The following is a 15,465-nucleotide window of genomic DNA, read 5'->3' as shown; positions in this document are numbered from 1 at the left end:
ATCAGACGCTCAGAAGCTCCGAGGGTACCCACTGAGCCAGGCGCTGTTCGTGCCGCACCAGCTGGTAGCGGTTGAAGTCGCTGGGTTGACGGTGGTACCGACCCTTCAGCTCCTGCAATTCCTGGCGCATGGCATGGAGCACGGGATTGTTTTCGTTCAACGCAACCTGTCAGACCTTGAGAAAATCTTAAGACAGGTGATCCGGGTTTGTCTCGTTCAGGGCTCCGGGTTGGCTCTGGCGTTTGATCTCTTCACAGAGGAGTGCTCAGCGGGGCTCGCCGGCCTTGGCTTCAGTGCGGCCAGAGCAATTCCAGTGTGAGCGCCCCCGCGGCCGCCAGGCCGGACGCGATCAGAATCCGCGGCCACGCTTTGGCCAGCACCAGGAAGCCTGTTGGAATCACCGAGCAACCTCCAAGAGGAGTGCCCTCACTCCAGCATTGGCATGTTGTCGATTGCCGTGTTGTCGCGCACAGCCGGAGGTGAGGCCTGGGTGTTGGTGCGGCGTGGCGACGGCTCCATGGCCACCACGTCCACCCGGCAGGCAGGAAACAGCTCGCGTGCCGCCAGCTGCGCCTGAGCGTGGCTCTGGGCGTGCATCACCATCGTGGTGACCCCGGCGCAGCCGGTGTACACGTGCAGCTGACAGAGAAACGCCACAGTCATCACCGGTGGACGCTTCCCAGGTTGTCACAGCTCCGGCGTGATGGCTGCCCGCGCGCCTTGTTTGTGGCTGAGTGCTGCAAATGAATTGACAGCACTTTGGTGAATGTCTACGTATGTGTTGCGAGGATCCTTTCCCATGTTGAAACCTTTTGCAGTTGCCGCCGCCGCCGGCATCGTGTTCGCCGGCGCAGCGCAGGCCATTCCCCTCACGGCACGCACGGTGTGTGTGAATTGCCTGGGCCCGCGCTCTGATGTGCTGAATCCCCTTGATGGCACCAACGACACGCCGGTTCCCGGTGGTCTGATCGCCGGCTCCGGTTACAGCCAAGATGAGCTCCAGGCTGGTCTGTCGAAGTCGTACTCCGTGGATGTGGTCGCTGTCGCCGACTTCCTCTATAGCGACAAAGGTGTGCAGTTCCTCAGCGACAGCATCGGGCAGAACAACTACACCCCTTATTACAGCCAGCAGAAGGCGCTGGAATCTGTCCGCAGCGCCATCATCTTGGATTCCGTTGATGGTCAGCTGTCGGGTTTCGGGATGATGAACCTGCTGCCCGTGGATGAGCGCCTGCAGGGTGCGATGAACGTGTGCAACGTGGATGCCTCCAACACCCAGCGCAAAACATCGCTGCTCAGCTGGTATGTGAACACCCCGGCTTGCATCGCTGCTTACACCCAGGTGAGCGAGTCTGCAGCTCCTGCCGCTCCGGTTCGCGGCCTCTGGTGAGGTCTGGGCGAGACGGATCGCATCTCTGCCACCATCCAAAGCTCCGGCGCTGCCGGAGCTTTTTTTAGGTCTTGCCGCTTCAGCTGATGAGTCGTCTGCGTCATGGCATGCACCGCGCTGTTCTGGTGGGGGCGTCGCTGCTGCGGGATGCCGGCGCTGGCGTGCTCGATGCCGTGGCGGAGCTTTCGGCTTCCCAGGGGCATGCAGCCAACCTCGAGCGTGAACTCGAGCAGGCGCGTCAACACGGGCGCTGGCTCAGTGATGAGGAGCGCGCTGAGCTGCAGCTGCAAGGCCAGCGCCAGGCTCAGCGGCGACGCACGTTGTTGGTGCTGGCGGCGGCCTCGCTGTTGATTCCTCTGCTGTGGCCGTTGTTGCCCATCTGGATTGGTCTGCTCTGGTGGCCCGTCACAACCCGTCGGGTGCTGGTGGTGGTGGGGGCGGGAGCGGGCGCCACGATCGCCCTGTTGGTGCTGCTACTGGTTTGGCTGTTGCTTCGATGACCTCCCCAATCAGCCGCTCAGCCTTTCTGAATTGGTTCCATCCCGATCTGCTCGACGATCGGCTTCTGCACGGCTGCGCCCTCTGGCAGGTGATCACGGCCTTGGGCCTCCCCAGTGATGCCACGCCACCTCCCGCAAGCTGGCCCCTCAGCGAGGTGTTCTGGCTTGGTTTCGGCTTGGCGGTGAGCTCAGCCAGGGCCGATCAGCCGCGGCCTGCCGTGTTTCGGTTGGGACCTCGCTCCCTGCAGGCTCAGCTGTTTTGCCTTCTGGATCCCCTGCAAGCTGCCGCTGAAGCTGTGGATCCAGATCCCCTTGATCCGGAGCAGTGGCGCTTCTGGCTGGTGCCCTTGCATCAGCTGCATCCCCAGCGCCAGAGCATCGGCGTACCAGCTCTGCTCCGCGCCCATGGCGAGGGCCTTCACGCGGCGACTCTGCTCAGTGCCGTTCATGCGATGGTTCGCCCATGACAATCAACGCTGGCTTTCGGATCACGCGTGACGATGGCCTCAGCGACGGCATCGCGGGGTGTTGTTTTGCGTCGTACGACGAGGCTTACGCGGTCCTCGAGCGCTACTACGCCGACCTCTGCTGCTCCGATGATCGTGAGTACTACCGCATTGAGCCGATGGAGTCCCCTTAGCCTGATCGCCCACGCTGGCCTGGGGATGCATTGGTTGTTCCGTTCCGCTGCGGTGCTGGCGTGCATGGCTGGCACCTGTGGTCCGGCCCTGGCGCTTGACGAGGTGGTGGTGGAGCTCCCGCTGCTGGAAAACACGCTGAAGGTGAAGCTCAGTGAGTTGAAAACTCCTGAGGCTTTGATGCAGGGGAGCAGCGATCTGGCTGAGCTGGATCGTGCCAGCAACGGCGAACTGGGCCGCAATTTGCTCAAGTTCCTCAACCATCCGGTGCCGGTGAGCTTTCGCCAGCTGGTGGATAGCTCCACCGGTTCGCCGCTGCTGGAGCAGGTGCTGCTGCTGGTGTCCTCTTTTGGCACGGTGGAAGGCCACAGTCCGGATCTCAGTGGTGAAACCCTGAAGCAGGCCCTCGAGCAGGCCACCGCCCGGTCTTCTGACGGTCAGCCCACGCTGTTGCAGCTGATGGAAGCGATTCCCGGAGAGCGGGTTCGCCTCAACCTTTCGCAGGCCCAAGTGGTGCTGGCGCGGATGTTGCGCCACCGGCGCCGGGCTGAACGCTTGATGGCCTCCGCGCTGCCCGCACCCGCAGCCCCGGACGGCGTTGCCACCTCACCTGTTGCCGTTCAGCGCACCAAGCTGCCGGTGCGTCACCGATCCGAACCCCTGGAGCTGGTGGTGATGCGGCCAACCGACGGCGGCACGGGCCGCTTGGTGGTGATTTCCCATGGTCTTTGGGATAGCCCCCGCAATTTCGAAGGTTGGGGCCAACGCTTAGCCGCACAGGGTTACAGCGTGGTGTTGCCTCGCCACCCTGGGAGTGACAAGCATCAACAACATGAGGTGCTCTCCGGTCAGGCTCCACCTCCCTCCCCGGAGGAGCTGGCCCTGCGCGCTCAAGACATCACCGCGATCAACGATGCCGCGGCCCAAGGCCAGTTGAGCGCGTTGGCGGGTGTGAGTGCTGATCGCGTGGTGGTGATCGGTCACTCCTGGGGGGCGACCACCGCCCTGCAACTGGCCGGGCTCAAGCCCGAAGATCAGGCCCTGCGGGCGCGCTGCACCAACGTGGATGACCCTGAACGCAACCTCAGCTGGACGCTTCAGTGCAGTTGGCTCTCAGCGGTGAGCCAAGCGGCGGTGGATGACCCGCGCGTGATCGCCGTTGCGGCGGTGAGCCCTCCGGTGTCGTTGCTCTTCCCCAAGGGAGCGGCCCAACACATCACCGGCCGCGTGTTGCTGGTGAGCGGAACCCACGATTGGGTGGTCCCTCCCGACCCTGAAGCCGTCGAGCCCTTCTCCGAATCCAATCCCCGCGGCAATCAGTTGGTTCTGGTGCAAGGGGGTGATCACTTCAACCTGCGCCCGGGCCAATCAGCTGATGGCGGCCCGCTGGCGCCCTTGCTGGTGGAGTGGACGGATCGCTCGTTTGCCGCCGGGCCAGCGGTGAAGCCTGCCCCGGGTGCACCTCCTCTGTTGCCCCAGGGATCCTGGGGGAGCAGCGGCAAGCCGATGGCTGATGTGAGCGACCTGGTTCATGGCCGCTGAACCACCTGTAGGTATCCATCCCCATGGCCTGGTGCCACCGCGCTCGCTTTGCTGGCGCTGAAGCCTCCTCACACAGCCCGTCAGGGCTGTTTTTTATGGGAAAGCCAGCGCCTGTGCGTGGCTTCTGCTTAGCGTCAGTGCCCCTGTTGCTGCGGTGTGCGCCCGTATTTCCTGCTTGAACCGGGCGATGGGCTGCTGTTGTGTGGTCCCGACGGTTCCATCAGCCATGTGGATCGCACGGCCGCCCTTCGCCTCGGCATCAAGGACGGTCACTGGTGCGGCCAACCCCTGAAGCAGTGCTGGCCAGCCCTGGCCGAACTGATTGTTCAGGAGCGGGATCGCCTTATGGCTGGCCCCCGCGACCATGTGGTGGCCCTCGCCCAACCCACCCAGTTCGAACTGGCCACGCGCATTCGCCTCTTCCGCACCGATTGCGGGTTTGGAGTTGGGATCTTGCGGCGCCGCGCTCAGCGCCTGCACGAAGCCGATTCGGATGCTCCTGAAGACACCTACCGCCTTTTGCTGGAAGCGGTGCTCGACACTGCCCAGGATGCAGTGTTGGTGACGTTGGCGGAACCCCTGGACGTGCCGGGCCCGCTGATCGTGTTCGCCAACCAGTCGCTGTTGGATCAGACCGGCTACGGGCTTCATGAGGTATTGGGTCGTAGCCCGAGGCTCTTCCAAGGGCCCGACACCTGCCGGGAGGCGACCGGTCGCCTACGGCGAGCCATGGACCAATGGGAACCGTCGCGGATGCAGGTTCTCAACTACCGACGGGATGGATCGACCTGCTGGATTGATCTCAAGGTGGCGCCACTGGCGGATCCCAATGGATGGCACACCCATTGGGTGTCGGTGCAGCGGGATGTGAGCGATCGTGTAGCCCATGAGCAGAGGCTGGCCCAAGAGGCGCTGGCTCTGGCGGAGCGTCTGCACGCTGGAGCCCCGATCGCTTAGGCCTGCCCTGTGTGCCCGGTCACCGCGCCCTGCCGTGCAGGCTGCTTCCCACTTCGATGAGCTCGGCTGAGAGTGGAGGTGTGAGCGCCGTTCCATGACTCCCGCGACTCCCTGGCCTGTGGTTGTGACGGCCGAGCCGATGCACGCCAGCGATGTGTTGCCGCACGCCGAGATGGTGATCACCATTCCCTGTTCCAGGTTGGAGTTGGGGGCGGATGAGCCGCTTGGGCCAACCTGGCTTGAGCTGTTGGGCCAACGCTGAAGACAGCTGCCCAACGGGCACAGGATCGATTGTGATCTGGTTCGGCTGCGTTGCAGTGCAGAGGAAGCTGCAACAGCTCATGTCTGCCTCAGCGCCACCTCCCTGCTGGCTCCACCGGGGTTGCCGTATTCAGTTGATCGGCTACCCCCGCTGCGACGGTGCTTATCTGATTCAGCACTCGAGTGGCGCTGTTTTGGGTCGCACCGCCAGCCTCAGCGCCGCGCGCCTGTTGATCGACGAGCAGATTGCCCTGCTGCGCCAGCGCCTGGCTGCAGCGGCTTGAACCGCTGGGCTGGTGCCAAGCTGGACCGGATCTGAGCGGCCCCGTGTGACGACACCCGTGCTCCTGTGCGGCTACTACGGCGAGCACAACCTCGGGGATGACGCGCTGCTGGAGGCGTTGCTGGCCCAGCTGCCGCCCTCGTCTGTGCCGCTCGTCACCGCCTTTGATCAGGAGGAGATCAGCCGCCAGCACGGTGTGGCCAGCGTGAATCGGCGCAGCCTGTCGGCGGTGCTGTCGGCGTTACGCCGTTGCCGGGCCCTGGTGCTGGGCGGGGGCAGTTTGCTGCAGGATTCCACCAGTTTTCGCAGCCTGCTCTACTACGCCGCTTTGATCAGCGCGGCGCGGCTGCAGGGCAAACCGGTGTTGCTTTGGGCCCAGGGCTTGGGCCCCCTGCGTCGCCGCCGCAGCCGTGCCTTGGTGCGGTTGCTGCTGCCCATGGTGAGCGCCATCACCTGGCGTGATGCGTCTTCCGCCCAGTTGGCCCGGCAGTTGGGGGTGGCCGCCCCCCACGGGACGGATGCGGTGTGGAGCCTGCCGCGGCAGCACTGGCTGGGGCTCGGGGGCCCGATCGTGGTGTGCTGGCGGCCCACGCATCACCTGCAGGCGCAAGCCTGGTGCCCGTATCTGAGCGCCCTGGAGCAGCTGGCTGAGCAGACCCAGCGCGAGGTGATCTGGCTGCCCTTTCATCGCGATCAAGATCAGCACCTACTTGATCAGTTGCACCAGCAGGGGCTGATGGGTGAGGCCTTGCACCGGCGCAGCCGAGTGGTGCAGGCCAGCACGCCTGCGGAGGCGATGGCGCTGTTCCGCAGCGCCTCACTGGTGTTGGCGATGCGTTTGCATGCTCTGATCCTGGCTGCATTGGCGGGCAGTCCAGTGAGTGCCTTGAGTTACGACCCGAAGGTTCAGGCTTGCGCCACAGAGCTGGGCTGCGGTTGCCTGGATCTCGCCGACCGAGATGTTGACCCTGCCGTGGTGTTGGCTGCCTGGTTGGACGCCTTTGAGCACCCGCCTGCGTCGGCCTCGCTGCAAGCCATGGCGCAGTCCACCGCCCTGCATCGTGATCTGCTGCTGCAGCTGGAGCGCTGAGTGGCGGTATTTCTACCGATGGTGCAAGCGTGACGGGTTAGCGACCCTCTGGCCGTTGATGGCTGGGTGTTCAGCATGACCTCTCAACCGGTATTGATCGGTGCCCGAGGCGGCACGATCCATCAGCTCCATGCCAGTTCCGGGGAGCTGTTTCAGGTGTGTTTTCAAGGCACCTGCCTCTACTGCGACAGCCTGCATGTGGGCATGGCGCACCTGAATCGGATGGAGCGTGCTACCAGGAGGGAAGCGGCCTAGAGGCCATGACTCTCTCCACCGGGCAGCACCTGTTGCTGCCCGTGCACCAGTACTACGTGCAAACCGACAGCCGGATTCCCGGCCAGGCCTATCGCATGTGCTTTTCCAGCACCTGCGCCATGGCCGTGAAATTTCTGAGACCGGAGGCGTTGAAGGGCTCCAACGCCGACGACACCTATCTGCACACGCTGCGCCGCTACGGCGACACCACCTCAGCCCAGGCTCAGATCCAGGCCTGCGCCGATTACGGCGTGGCGGCCCAGTACCGAACCACTGGTGATCGGCAGCTGCTGGAGGCTGAATTGAAGGCTGGTTATCCGGTGGGTACTGGGTTTCTGCACCACGGGCCTTCGTCCGCACCGCGGGGCGGTGGCCACTGGATCCTGGCTGTGGGGTTCGAGCCCGGCGCCGGCATCTTCAATGACCCCTACGGCGAACTCGACAACGTGCGTGGCGGCTATGTGCGGGTGGGCTCAGGCGGCCACAACGTGGCCTACAGCTGGCGCCACTGGCTGCCCCGCTGGGAGGTGGAGGGCCCAGGCAGCGGCTGGTGCATGACCTTCAGGCGGACGGATGGTCTGCCGCCAGGATCTTGAGACTGCTCAGCACTTCCTGGCTGTGGCCGCTGGGCCGCACGGCCACCCAGATCTGGCGGAGCACCCCATCGGGATCGATCAAGAAGGTGTGGCGCTGCGAAAACGGAGCGATCCAACTGCCGTAGGCCTTGCTCACCTGCCCGCCGGGATCGGAGAGAAGCGGATAGGCCAGCGCCTCGCTCCCGCAGAACTCCGCGTGGGATTCGGCGCTGTCGGCACTCACGCCCACCACCTCGGCTCCGGCCTGGTGGAAGGCCGCCAGATCACGCTGAAAACCACGGGCCTCGATGGTGCAGCCCTCGGTGAAATCGCGCGGGTAGAAGTAGAGCACCAGCCAACGGCCGGCGAAGTCGGCCAGGCTTCGGTTCGCTTCGATGGCGCTTCCATCCGGACCTGGCACCACCCCATCCAGGTGAAAGGCCGGAGCCGGTTCCCCCCCGGTTGGCAGCACACCACCCAATGCAAAAGCCTGCCGGGACCAACCCAGCAGGCTCATGGAGGTGATGGCAAGCCCGCTCAGAACTTGGCGGCGCTGCATCTCATCTCTCAGTTCGTTGGAACTCAGATTTTGGCCAGGTTGATGCCCAGCTCTTTGGCGTAGGCACCGAGACCCTTCTTCTGGATGGTCTTGAGGGCGCGGGTGGACACGCGCAGCTTCACGAAGCGGTTGCCCTCAGCCCACCAGAGGCGGCGCTCCTGGAGGTTCACCTGCTGGAGCTTTTTGGTCCGCACGTGGGAGTGGGACACGGCCATGCCGTTGTTGGCGCGCTTGCCGGTGAGTTGGCAGACCCGGGACATGACCGACCTTCTGGGGAAATGTTGACGACGTGGCCCCATGGGAGCCAAGCAGCCACCTTATCAGTTGGTGGAAGGCTGGATCAGTTGAACGGTTCGGGTGGGGAAGGCGAACTCAATCTCCTCCTCGGCGAAGCGCCGCACGATCTCCAGGTTGATCCGCTGTTGCACGTTCATCGCCTGCAGAAAGTCTTTGCTGGGCACGAAATACACCAGTTCGAAATCGAGGCTGCTGTCGTTGAAGGCCACGAAATGGCACCGGTCAAACTGGGCGTCGCCACCGCTGTTCACGATCCCCTGCAGCAAGGCGGGGATTCGCGCCAGGGTGCTGTGGTCGGTGTCGTAGGTGACGCCCAACCGATAGATGAGGCGGCGGCGTTCCATCTCCCCGTAGTTCGCCACCACCGACGTGGTGAGGGAGCTGTTGCTCATCACGATCGCCTCGCCGTTGATGCTGCGTAGCCGCGTGCTGCGCACCCCCACGCGCTCCACCGTGGCCCAAACCGAGCCCACGTTGATGAACTGCCCGCTCACAAAGGGCTTGTCCAACAGGATCGTGATGTATTCGAAGAACTCAGCCACCGGTTCCCGCAGGGCCAGACCAGCACCGATGCCGCCGGCGCTGAGCAAGGCCCAGATCGCCGCCATCTGCACGCCGATGTTCTGCAGATAAAACACGGCGCCGATGGTCCACACCAGCGCGCGCATCAGGGGCGCCAGCGATCGAATCATCGTGGCAACGGCCTCCTCACTCTGCCGGCTGGCCCAGCTCCGCAGAAGCCGGATGCCGATGCGGTTCACCAGCCGCACCAACAACACCACCAGGATCAACTTGGCGAGTCCAAAGGCCACCTGATCCCCGGCAGCGCTGGTGGGAACGATCTGCCAGGCCAGGGCGGCGCTCAGCACCCAGCCGGCGGGAGGAATCGTGTCGCCCAGCACCTGCACGATGAAGTCGTCGGTGCCGGAGCGGGTCCGCCACACCACCCGCCCCGCCACCACGGTGACGACCCGAGCCAGAAGGATCGAGAGGAATCCTCCACCCACCAGGGTGAGTAGCGCGGGCAGAAGGGTGGTCGGCTCCAGAGGCATCGCTGGCGTGTTGTGTCCGTTCAGCCCACTGTCGCCTGACAGTTCCGGGCTAGCGGCCTAACTGTGTGGGGAAAGGGATCTGCTCGATGACAGAACCTCTGCTGCTGGCACTGGATCAGGGCACCAGCAGTTCGCGTGCCGTGGTGTTCAACCCCCAGGGTGAGCCCCTGGCTTCCGCTCAGGTGCCGTTGGCGATCCACTACCCGGCCGATGGCTGGGTGGAGCAGCAGGCGCAAGCGATCTGGGCGAGCCAGCTGCAGGCGATGCAGGAGCTCGAGCGGGCGCTCACTGACAGCCAACGCCGCGCTGTTTGCGCCTGCGGCGTCACCAACCAACGGGAAACCACGGTGCTCTGGCGGCGCAGCGATGGCGCTTCCCTGGGCCCGGTCCTGGTCTGGCAGGACCGCCGCACCAGTGAACTCTGCCGCCGCTGGCAGCAGCGCCCGGATGCAGCCGAGTGGCAGCAGCGCACCGGCCTGGTGCTCGATCCCTATTTCAGTGCCAGCAAGATTCGCTGGTTGCTCGATCACACGCCTGAGGCTGCGGCCACTCAGGCTGCGGGAGATCTCTGCGTCGGCACCGTCGACAGCTGGCTGCTCTGGCAGCTCAGCGGCAAGCAACTGCACGCCACTGACCACAGCAACGCCAGCCGTACGTTGCTCATGGATCTCGAGCAGCGCGTCTGGCTGCCGCAGGCCCTGGCCGCGGTGGGGCTCTCCAGCGATGAGCTGCCGCAGCTGCTGCCCAGTCGCGGCAGCTTCGCTTGCATCGCCCCCGGGCTGCCTTTCGCGGGCGTGCCGATCACGGCGGTGCTCGGCGATCAGCAAGCGGCCACCTATGGCCAGCTCTGCTTGTCACCAGGCCAGGCCAAGTGCACCTACGGCACCGGTGCATTTCTGGTGGTGGCCTGCGGCGATCAGCCCGTGCGGGCGGAAGGCGGGCTGCTCAGCACAGTGGGCTGGAGTGATGCCAGTGGCCGTACCACCTATTGCATTGAGGGCAGCCTGTTCAATGCCGGCACCGTGGTGCAGTGGCTGCGCGATGGGCTGGGACTGATCGAGTCGTCTGCCGAGATCGATGCCCTGGCTGCTTCGGTGCCCTCCGCTGGTGCGTTGATGCTGGTGCCGGCCTTCACCGGCTGGGGCTCGCCCCACTGGGATCCAAGCGCCCGCGGTTTGCTGATCGGCCTCACCCGCGACACCAGTGCCGCTCATCTGGCCCGCGCTGCCCTCAATGGAATCGCCTTGGCCGTGAGCACGTTGGTGGATACGGCCGAAGCCGCCTTGGGCCAGCCCCTGCAGGAGCTTGCGGTGGATGGCGGTGCCGCAGCCTCCAATGTGTTGATGCAGGCCCAGGCCGACAGCACGGCCCTGGCGGTGCGCCGTCCCGCCCATCTGGAATCCACCGCCCGGGGCGTGGCCCTGATGGCCGGGCAGGAGGTGGGCGTGGTGCGTGATCTCGATGCGATCCGCCAGCGCGTTGTGGCCAGCTCCAGCCGCTTTGAGCCCCAGTTGTCAGCCGCGGATCGTCAGCTCTGGCGCCGCCGCTGGCAGGAAGCCGTCCGTCGTTGTCTGCATTGGCATGGTGATGCAAACCTTTGACCTGGTGGTGATCGGCGCCGGCAGCAGCGGCGCTTGCCTCGCCCTCGAGGCTGTGCGGCGCGGTTTGAAGGTGGCCCTGCTCGAAGCGCACGATCCAGCCATCGGCACCAGCTCCCGCAGCACGAAGCTGCTGCATGGCGGTGTGCGTTACCTGGAGCTGGCCTTCAAGCGGGCCGATCCCGCGCAGCTGAAGCTGGTGCGCGAAGCGCTCGCCGAACGGCGCTATTGGATCGACCAGGCGCCTTATCTGGCCCGAGAACTGCGCATTGCGCTGCCGACGCGCCATGCCTTCGAGCAGCTCTACTACCGCCTGGGGCTGGGCATGTACGACCAGCTGGCTGGGGCCGCCAACCTGAAACCCACCCAGGGCCTCAACGCCGCGCAGCTTCAACAGCTGTTGCCGGGGCTCCAGCTGGAGCTGCATGGCGGGCTGCTCTACAGCGACGGCCAGTTCGATGACGCCCGCCTCAACCTGCTGCTGGTGCTTACCGCTCAAGCGGCTGGCGTTGTGGTGCAGCGCGACTGTTCGGTGGTGGGTTTCGAGCAGAGCAACGGCCGCCTGCAGGCGGCGATCAGTCAGGGCACAGACGGCCGTCAACAGCGCTGGGAGGCGCCGCGGATCGTGAATGCCACCGGCATCGCAGCTGATCGGCTCCGGCAGCTGGCTCAGCCCGATGCCCCGCCGCGGCTGCTGGTGAGCCGCGGTATGCACCTGGTGCTGCGTGCGTCGCTCTGTCCCGCTGGCGTGGGGCTGCTGATTCCGCACACCCGCGATGGCCGGGTGTTGTTTGTGCTTCCTTTTCTCGGCCGCACGCTGGTGGGCACCACCGACCAGGCCTGCCCAGCGGATGCGGCCACCCAGGTGACGCCGGAGGAAACCACCTACCTGGTGGAGCACCTGCAGCAGTGGTTTCCCGGCTTCAGCGCTAAGGCGATCAGCGCCAGCTGGGCCGGTGGGCGCCCCTTGATCCAACCGGCGGGCGGCGCCAGCAGCAGCCGCGTGGTGCGCGAACACGAGGTGGAACAACTCCCCTGCGGCCTGATCAGCCTGCTGGGCGGCAAATGGACCACCTGCCGCACCCTTGCTTTGGATGCTCTGCGCGTGATGGGCGGCCAAGGGAGCCAGGCTCAGCCCCTGCCCCTGCTGGGTGCTGCCGCCACGGCGGCGGAAACGGGCAGTGCTGTGCAACAGCTGCGCGCTCAACTGGTGGCTGAGCTGCCTGGTGGTGCCCAGCAGGCAGCTCATCTGATCGGCAGCTATGGGCTACGGGCGCGACAACTGCTGGATGAGGCTCCCGATCGCGCCGCCCTAGAGCCGCTCAGTGCCGTGGTGCCTGTGAGCGTGGCCGAGTGGCGCTTCAATCACCGCCATGAGCTGGCCCGCAGCAGCGATGACTTGCTGCAACGTCGCTCCCGCCTCGGTTTTCTGGATCAGGCCGAGGCGGAGCGGCTCACCGCTGCAGCATCTGGCCTGCTGGAGGAACTCAATTCCGCATCCCCGAGCAGCCACCAGCCGAATCCGTAGGCCGGCAGATACACAAACCACTCTCCTGTGGCCTCTGGAAAGTCACAACCCCAGAGCAGTTCACGCACCCGCTGCCCCTGCCACGGCTCCAGGTTCAGCTGGGTTGACGCGCCGGTTCCGCTCAGGTTGACGGCCACCAGCACGGTCATTTCCGGGCTTTGGCGCACGTAGCTCACCATGCTCGGGTGGCCGCTGGGCAGCATGTGGAAATCCCCGTGGCGCAGGGCCGGCAGGAGCTTGCGGCTCATCAACATGCGGCGATGCCAATTCAGCAGGGAGCCGTTCAGCGATTTCTGAACCTCCACATTCACCACGCGGTAGTCGTATCCCGGCGCGGTGATCGGCGGTAGCACCAGCAACGGATCCGCCGCGGAGGAAAATCCGCCGTTGCGATCCGGTGTCCAGGCCATCGGCGTGCGATTGGTATCGCGATCCCGCAGACCGGGCCAGTCGCCCATCCCCAGTTCATCGCCGTAATAGAGGCACGGCATGCCGGGCAGGCTGTACAGCAGGGCATGGAGCGCCATGTTGGGCCTGGGATCACCGTTGAGCAGGGGTGCCAGGCGGCGGTTGATGCCCCAGTTGAGCCAGTGCCCCTGAGCGGCGGGCAGGCCGTTGCGGATGCGATGGATCACCTCCTGCGGCACCAGGTGCCCATCGCCCAACCAGAGTTCATCGTGGTTGCGCAGTGGCAGGGCCCAGCCCCGGCCCACATCACGCTCGCTCAGCTCGTTGAGGAACTGCACCAGATGGGCCGCCTGGCCATACGACACCGCAGCGAACAGATGGGCGGTGAGCGCGAAGTTGAAGGCGGCGTGCAGCTCTCCCTCATCGAGGTAAGGCATCGCCTCATCCATCGGCTGAATCGCTTCCGCCAGCAGCAGCACCTCTGGCCGCCCGCGGCGACGGCTGCACGCCTGCACGCGGCTGCGCAGACGCTTCAGGAAGGCGTGGGTCTCCGGGAGCCCCTCACAACGGGTGTCCTCCCGTTCAAATAGAAATGGAATGGCATCGAGGCGGAAGCCATCCACACCGCGCTCGAGCCAGAACTCCACCACCTGGAGCATCGCCTCCTGCACGGCGGGGTTGTCGTAATTGAGATCGGGCTGGTGATGCAGAAAGCGATGCAGATAAAACTGCCCGGCCAAGGCATCCCATTGCCAGTTCGAGCGCTCGAAATGGCGGAACAGTACGGGCGCACTGCCGTAGCGCTCATCGCTGTCACTCCAGACGTAGTAGTTGCGCTCGGCGCTGCCAGGAGCTGCGAAGCGGGCCCGCTGGAACCAGGGATGCAGGTTGCTGGTGTGGTTCAACACCAGATCGAGGATCACCTTGAGCCCGTGGCCGTGGGCGGCCTCAATCAAGCGATGCAGCCCAGCCAAATCACCCAGTTCTGGGTGCACGTCGGTGAAATCCGTGATGTCGTAACCGCCGTCCCGCAACGGTGAGGGATAGATCGGTGTGAGCCAGATGGCGTCCACCCCCAGCCAGCGCAGATAGCTCAGACGGTTCTGGAGGCCCTGCAGATCACCGATGCCATCGCCGTTGGCATCGCTGAAGCTGCGGGGCATCAGCTGATAGATCACCGCACCGTCCCACCATGGCTGGGCGGTGGGTACCCCAGCGTCCGCATGAACCGCCATCGGCCTGACCTGCGCCTTCTTCAGACATAAGGCGGCCGGGCGGCGCTGTCAGCCCCCGGCCATCCTCCACTCAAACGTTTCGCTGTCGGCTGAGCTGCTCAAACCAGTCGCAATAGGCCGCGGGCCCGCCTGGCACAAGCACATTGAGCTGCAGTGGATCCTCTGGATCGGTGAGACCGCGCAAGTGGGGATCGCGATGGCTGGGCCGCTCCAGTTCCCCGCCACTGCTGTCCACCAGCATCACCCTGTTGGGCCGCCCATAGGCGTTGCCCAGCTGTTGCACCAGCGTGAGAAAACCACGGTCGCTACCGCCCCGTTGCCAGCCCCGGCCATCGGGTGTGGGTTCTGAGGTGATCGTGTCGCCCACGCCTGTGAGTGTTGGCATCAGCTCCGCTGGAATTCGCTCGACGCAGAGGGCCGTGAGCGCATCGAGATCCCGCGGCGCCGATCGCACATTGAACTCGTCTCCCAGCGGAGCCGAGCCGGTGCGGCGGCGCACATGCTCGTTGATCAGCACCAGCAGGCCTGCCTCCTTCACGGCGCCTTGCAGCATGAATTGAAAATCGGTGGTGCCGGACCGATCGGCGCAGGCCGGGCGCAGGCGTTCGCGGTTGCCCTCGAGCCCCAGATTGGGCGCTAGGTGAAGGAAGAAGCTGTTGCTTAGCCCTGCGCGTTCTGCTTGATGGAGCAGCTCGAGCAAGAGCTCCAGGCATTGCTCCTGGAGCTGCTGAATCCGCGGCAGATCGCCCTGCAGCTGCTTCACCACCAAATTGATGTTGGTGGTGGGGGAGACGGCGTTGTCGAGCACGATCCGATCCAGCAGCTGTTCGCGCTCTGCGCGAGTGCTGTGGGGCAAGGTCTGCTCCAGCAGCGGCGCCAGGCGGTCGCGCATCCGCAACGGCACGCTCTGCAGGAACTCCAGTTCGGCCTCGCTCACCCCCGGATGGCTCAGGACGCCATGCCGCGTTTGCAGTTGCACGCCACCGGCGGCCAGGCCCGGCAGATAGAGCCCTGCCTGTGCTGGATCGACCTCGGGTTGCAGCGCCTGCTCCACCAGTCGGTTCACGCCGCGGCGCCCGCCGTGTTCGCCGTTGGTGAGCACGCGGAAGCAGTCGCCTAGCCGCGCTGCAGCACGGATCGTCTGCGGTTGCAGCCTGCGGGTCAGCGGGTCGCGCACCAGCGGCATGCACACGCCATCGAGGTCCTGAACAAACAGCAGATCCTCCTCAGCCGTGAGTTCCAGCAGCAGTTCGTCCAGGCTGAGACGCGGCATCGGTGGGCGGCACCTGGGGGTACG

20 protein-coding genes are annotated in these 15,465 nt (G+C 65.2%); 13 read left to right on the top strand and 7 right to left on the bottom strand.

Features of this window, described 5'->3' with window-relative positions:
* Nucleotide 1: 1 nt before the first annotated feature.
* Together KUL97_RS04190 and KUL97_RS04185 are read right to left on the bottom strand one after the other, a co-directional pair.
* Nucleotides 2-160, bottom strand: a complete 159-nt coding sequence (locus tag KUL97_RS04190) for a hypothetical protein (RefSeq protein WP_217795719.1) — start codon at nt 158-160, stop codon at nt 2-4.
* Nucleotides 161-426: 266 nt separating this feature from the next.
* A complete protein-coding gene (locus KUL97_RS04185) occupies nt 427-663 on the bottom strand; it encodes a hypothetical protein (RefSeq protein ID WP_217795718.1) in 237 nt (78 codons plus the stop codon).
* A gap of 136 nt (nt 664-799) precedes the next feature.
* Between KUL97_RS04185 and KUL97_RS04180 the strand changes: the two genes are divergently transcribed.
* The 11 genes from KUL97_RS04180 to KUL97_RS04130 all read left to right on the top strand — a co-directional run bounded on the left by KUL97_RS04180 (nt 800) and on the right by KUL97_RS04130 (nt 7,512).
* Nucleotides 800-1,390 carry a hypothetical protein gene (locus tag KUL97_RS04180; RefSeq protein WP_217795717.1) on the top strand — a complete coding sequence of 197 codons (591 nt, stop codon included), beginning with the start codon at nt 800-802 and terminating at the stop codon, nt 1,388-1,390.
* Nucleotides 1,391-1,476: 86 nt separating this feature from the next.
* Nucleotides 1,477-1,890 (top strand): hypothetical protein, encoded by a 414-nt coding sequence (locus KUL97_RS04175; protein WP_217795716.1) that lies wholly within the window; start codon nt 1,477-1,479, stop codon nt 1,888-1,890.
* Nucleotides 1,887-2,357, top strand: coding sequence for a hypothetical protein (locus tag KUL97_RS04170; RefSeq protein WP_217795715.1), 471 nt, complete (start codon nt 1,887-1,889; stop codon nt 2,355-2,357). Before KUL97_RS04175 ends, KUL97_RS04170 begins: the two co-directional genes overlap by 4 nt.
* On the top strand, nt 2,354-2,530 hold the full coding sequence (locus KUL97_RS04165; RefSeq protein ID WP_217795714.1) for a hypothetical protein: 177 nt from the start codon (nt 2,354-2,356) through the stop codon (nt 2,528-2,530). Before KUL97_RS04170 ends, KUL97_RS04165 begins: the two co-directional genes overlap by 4 nt.
* 25 nt (nt 2,531-2,555) lie before the next feature.
* The gene (locus KUL97_RS04160; RefSeq protein WP_217795713.1) at nt 2,556-4,070 is read left to right on the top strand and encodes an alpha/beta fold hydrolase; all 1,515 of its coding nucleotides are present in this window, start codon (nt 2,556-2,558) and stop codon (nt 4,068-4,070) included.
* A 156-nt stretch (nt 4,071-4,226) separates the two neighbouring features.
* Entirely contained in the window at nt 4,227-5,027 is an 801-nt protein-coding gene (locus KUL97_RS04155) for a PAS domain S-box protein (RefSeq protein WP_217795712.1), read from the top strand.
* Between the two features lie 94 nt (nt 5,028-5,121).
* On the top strand, nt 5,122-5,289 hold the full coding sequence (locus KUL97_RS04150) for a hypothetical protein (RefSeq protein ID WP_217795711.1): 168 nt from the start codon (nt 5,122-5,124) through the stop codon (nt 5,287-5,289).
* A 133-nt stretch (nt 5,290-5,422) separates the two neighbouring features.
* Nucleotides 5,423-5,572 (top strand): hypothetical protein, encoded by a 150-nt coding sequence (locus KUL97_RS04145; RefSeq protein ID WP_217795710.1) that lies wholly within the window; start codon nt 5,423-5,425, stop codon nt 5,570-5,572.
* Between the two features lie 45 nt (nt 5,573-5,617).
* Nucleotides 5,618-6,661 carry a polysaccharide pyruvyl transferase CsaB gene (gene csaB / locus KUL97_RS04140; protein WP_368656085.1) on the top strand — a complete coding sequence of 348 codons (1,044 nt, stop codon included), beginning with the start codon at nt 5,618-5,620 and terminating at the stop codon, nt 6,659-6,661.
* 75 nt (nt 6,662-6,736) lie between these two features.
* Nucleotides 6,737-6,916 (top strand): hypothetical protein, encoded by a 180-nt coding sequence (locus KUL97_RS04135; protein ID WP_217795708.1) that lies wholly within the window; start codon nt 6,737-6,739, stop codon nt 6,914-6,916.
* 5 nt (nt 6,917-6,921) lie between these two features.
* Nucleotides 6,922-7,512: a C39 family peptidase gene (locus tag KUL97_RS04130; protein ID WP_217795707.1), complete on the top strand. Its 591-nt coding sequence runs from the start codon at nt 6,922-6,924 to the stop codon at nt 7,510-7,512.
* Here KUL97_RS04130 and KUL97_RS04125 read toward each other — a convergent pair.
* From KUL97_RS04125 to KUL97_RS04115, 3 genes are read right to left on the bottom strand one after another with little or no spacing between them, the layout of a single operon-like run.
* Nucleotides 7,478-8,050 carry a peroxiredoxin gene (locus tag KUL97_RS04125; RefSeq protein WP_217795706.1) on the bottom strand — a complete coding sequence of 191 codons (573 nt, stop codon included), beginning with the start codon at nt 8,048-8,050 and terminating at the stop codon, nt 7,478-7,480. The genes KUL97_RS04130 and KUL97_RS04125 overlap by 35 nt on opposite strands.
* Nucleotides 8,051-8,073: 23 nt before the next feature.
* On the bottom strand, nt 8,074-8,310 hold the full coding sequence (gene rpmB, locus KUL97_RS04120) for a 50S ribosomal protein L28 (protein ID WP_010308706.1): 237 nt from the start codon (nt 8,308-8,310) through the stop codon (nt 8,074-8,076).
* Between the two features lie 60 nt (nt 8,311-8,370).
* A complete protein-coding gene (locus KUL97_RS04115) occupies nt 8,371-9,399 on the bottom strand; it encodes a mechanosensitive ion channel family protein (protein ID WP_217795705.1) in 1,029 nt (342 codons plus the stop codon).
* A gap of 86 nt (nt 9,400-9,485) precedes the next feature.
* Here KUL97_RS04115 and glpK point away from each other — a divergent pair, with 86 nt between their 5' ends.
* Complete coding sequence (gene glpK, locus KUL97_RS04110) at nt 9,486-11,000, top strand: glycerol kinase GlpK (RefSeq protein ID WP_217795704.1); 1,515 nt, start codon at nt 9,486-9,488, stop codon at nt 10,998-11,000.
* Nucleotides 10,987-12,525 carry a glycerol-3-phosphate dehydrogenase/oxidase gene (locus tag KUL97_RS04105; RefSeq protein WP_254896175.1) on the top strand — a complete coding sequence of 513 codons (1,539 nt, stop codon included), beginning with the start codon at nt 10,987-10,989 and terminating at the stop codon, nt 12,523-12,525. Before glpK ends, KUL97_RS04105 begins: the two co-directional genes overlap by 14 nt.
* Here KUL97_RS04105 and KUL97_RS04100 read toward each other — a convergent pair.
* Both KUL97_RS04100 and stpA read right to left on the bottom strand, forming a co-directional pair.
* The gene (locus KUL97_RS04100; RefSeq protein WP_217795702.1) at nt 12,432-14,168 is read right to left on the bottom strand and encodes an alpha-amylase family protein; all 1,737 of its coding nucleotides are present in this window, start codon (nt 14,166-14,168) and stop codon (nt 12,432-12,434) included. The genes KUL97_RS04105 and KUL97_RS04100 overlap by 94 nt on opposite strands.
* 70 nt (nt 14,169-14,238) lie before the next feature.
* Nucleotides 14,239-15,441 (bottom strand): glucosylglycerol 3-phosphatase, encoded by a 1,203-nt coding sequence (stpA, locus tag KUL97_RS04095; protein WP_217795701.1) that lies wholly within the window; start codon nt 15,439-15,441, stop codon nt 14,239-14,241.
* Nucleotides 15,442-15,465: the final 24 nt, after the last annotated feature.

It is taken from the genome of Synechococcus sp. HK05 (assembly GCF_019104765.1).
In the GTDB taxonomy this organism is placed as follows: Bacteria; Cyanobacteriota; Cyanobacteriia; order PCC-6307; family Cyanobiaceae; genus Vulcanococcus.
This window is presented reverse-complemented; position numbering and strand designations above follow the sequence as displayed.

Bases quoted from the DNA above. Each gene is read 5' to 3' on its own strand.
- KUL97_RS04115 (WP_217795705.1), bottom strand. From the start codon at position 9,399: ATGCCTCTGGAGCCGACCACCCTTCTGCCCGCGCTACTCACCCTGGTG.
- stpA (WP_217795701.1), bottom strand. From the start codon at position 15,441: ATGCCGCGTCTCAGCCTGGACGAACTGCTGCTGGAACTCACGGCTGAG.
- KUL97_RS04170 (WP_217795715.1), top strand. From the start codon at position 1,887: ATGACCTCCCCAATCAGCCGCTCAGCCTTTCTGAATTGGTTCCATCCC.
- KUL97_RS04135 (WP_217795708.1), top strand. From the start codon at position 6,737: ATGACCTCTCAACCGGTATTGATCGGTGCCCGAGGCGGCACGATCCAT.
- glpK (WP_217795704.1), top strand. From the start codon at position 9,486: ATGACAGAACCTCTGCTGCTGGCACTGGATCAGGGCACCAGCAGTTCG.
- KUL97_RS04130 (WP_217795707.1), top strand. From the start codon at position 6,922: ATGACTCTCTCCACCGGGCAGCACCTGTTGCTGCCCGTGCACCAGTAC.
- KUL97_RS04160 (WP_217795713.1), top strand. From the start codon at position 2,556: ATGCATTGGTTGTTCCGTTCCGCTGCGGTGCTGGCGTGCATGGCTGGC.
- KUL97_RS04175 (WP_217795716.1), top strand. From the start codon at position 1,477: ATGAGTCGTCTGCGTCATGGCATGCACCGCGCTGTTCTGGTGGGGGCG.
- KUL97_RS04100 (WP_217795702.1), bottom strand. From the start codon at position 14,168: ATGGCGGTTCATGCGGACGCTGGGGTACCCACCGCCCAGCCATGGTGG.
- KUL97_RS04105 (WP_254896175.1), top strand. From the start codon at position 10,987: ATGCAAACCTTTGACCTGGTGGTGATCGGCGCCGGCAGCAGCGGCGCT.
- KUL97_RS04165 (WP_217795714.1), top strand. From the start codon at position 2,354: ATGACAATCAACGCTGGCTTTCGGATCACGCGTGACGATGGCCTCAGC.
- KUL97_RS04185 (WP_217795718.1), bottom strand. From the start codon at position 663: ATGACTGTGGCGTTTCTCTGTCAGCTGCACGTGTACACCGGCTGCGCC.
- KUL97_RS04180 (WP_217795717.1), top strand. From the start codon at position 800: ATGTTGAAACCTTTTGCAGTTGCCGCCGCCGCCGGCATCGTGTTCGCC.
- KUL97_RS04125 (WP_217795706.1), bottom strand. From the start codon at position 8,050: ATGCAGCGCCGCCAAGTTCTGAGCGGGCTTGCCATCACCTCCATGAGC.
- rpmB (WP_010308706.1), bottom strand. From the start codon at position 8,310: ATGTCCCGGGTCTGCCAACTCACCGGCAAGCGCGCCAACAACGGCATG.
- KUL97_RS04150 (WP_217795711.1), top strand. From the start codon at position 5,122: ATGACTCCCGCGACTCCCTGGCCTGTGGTTGTGACGGCCGAGCCGATG.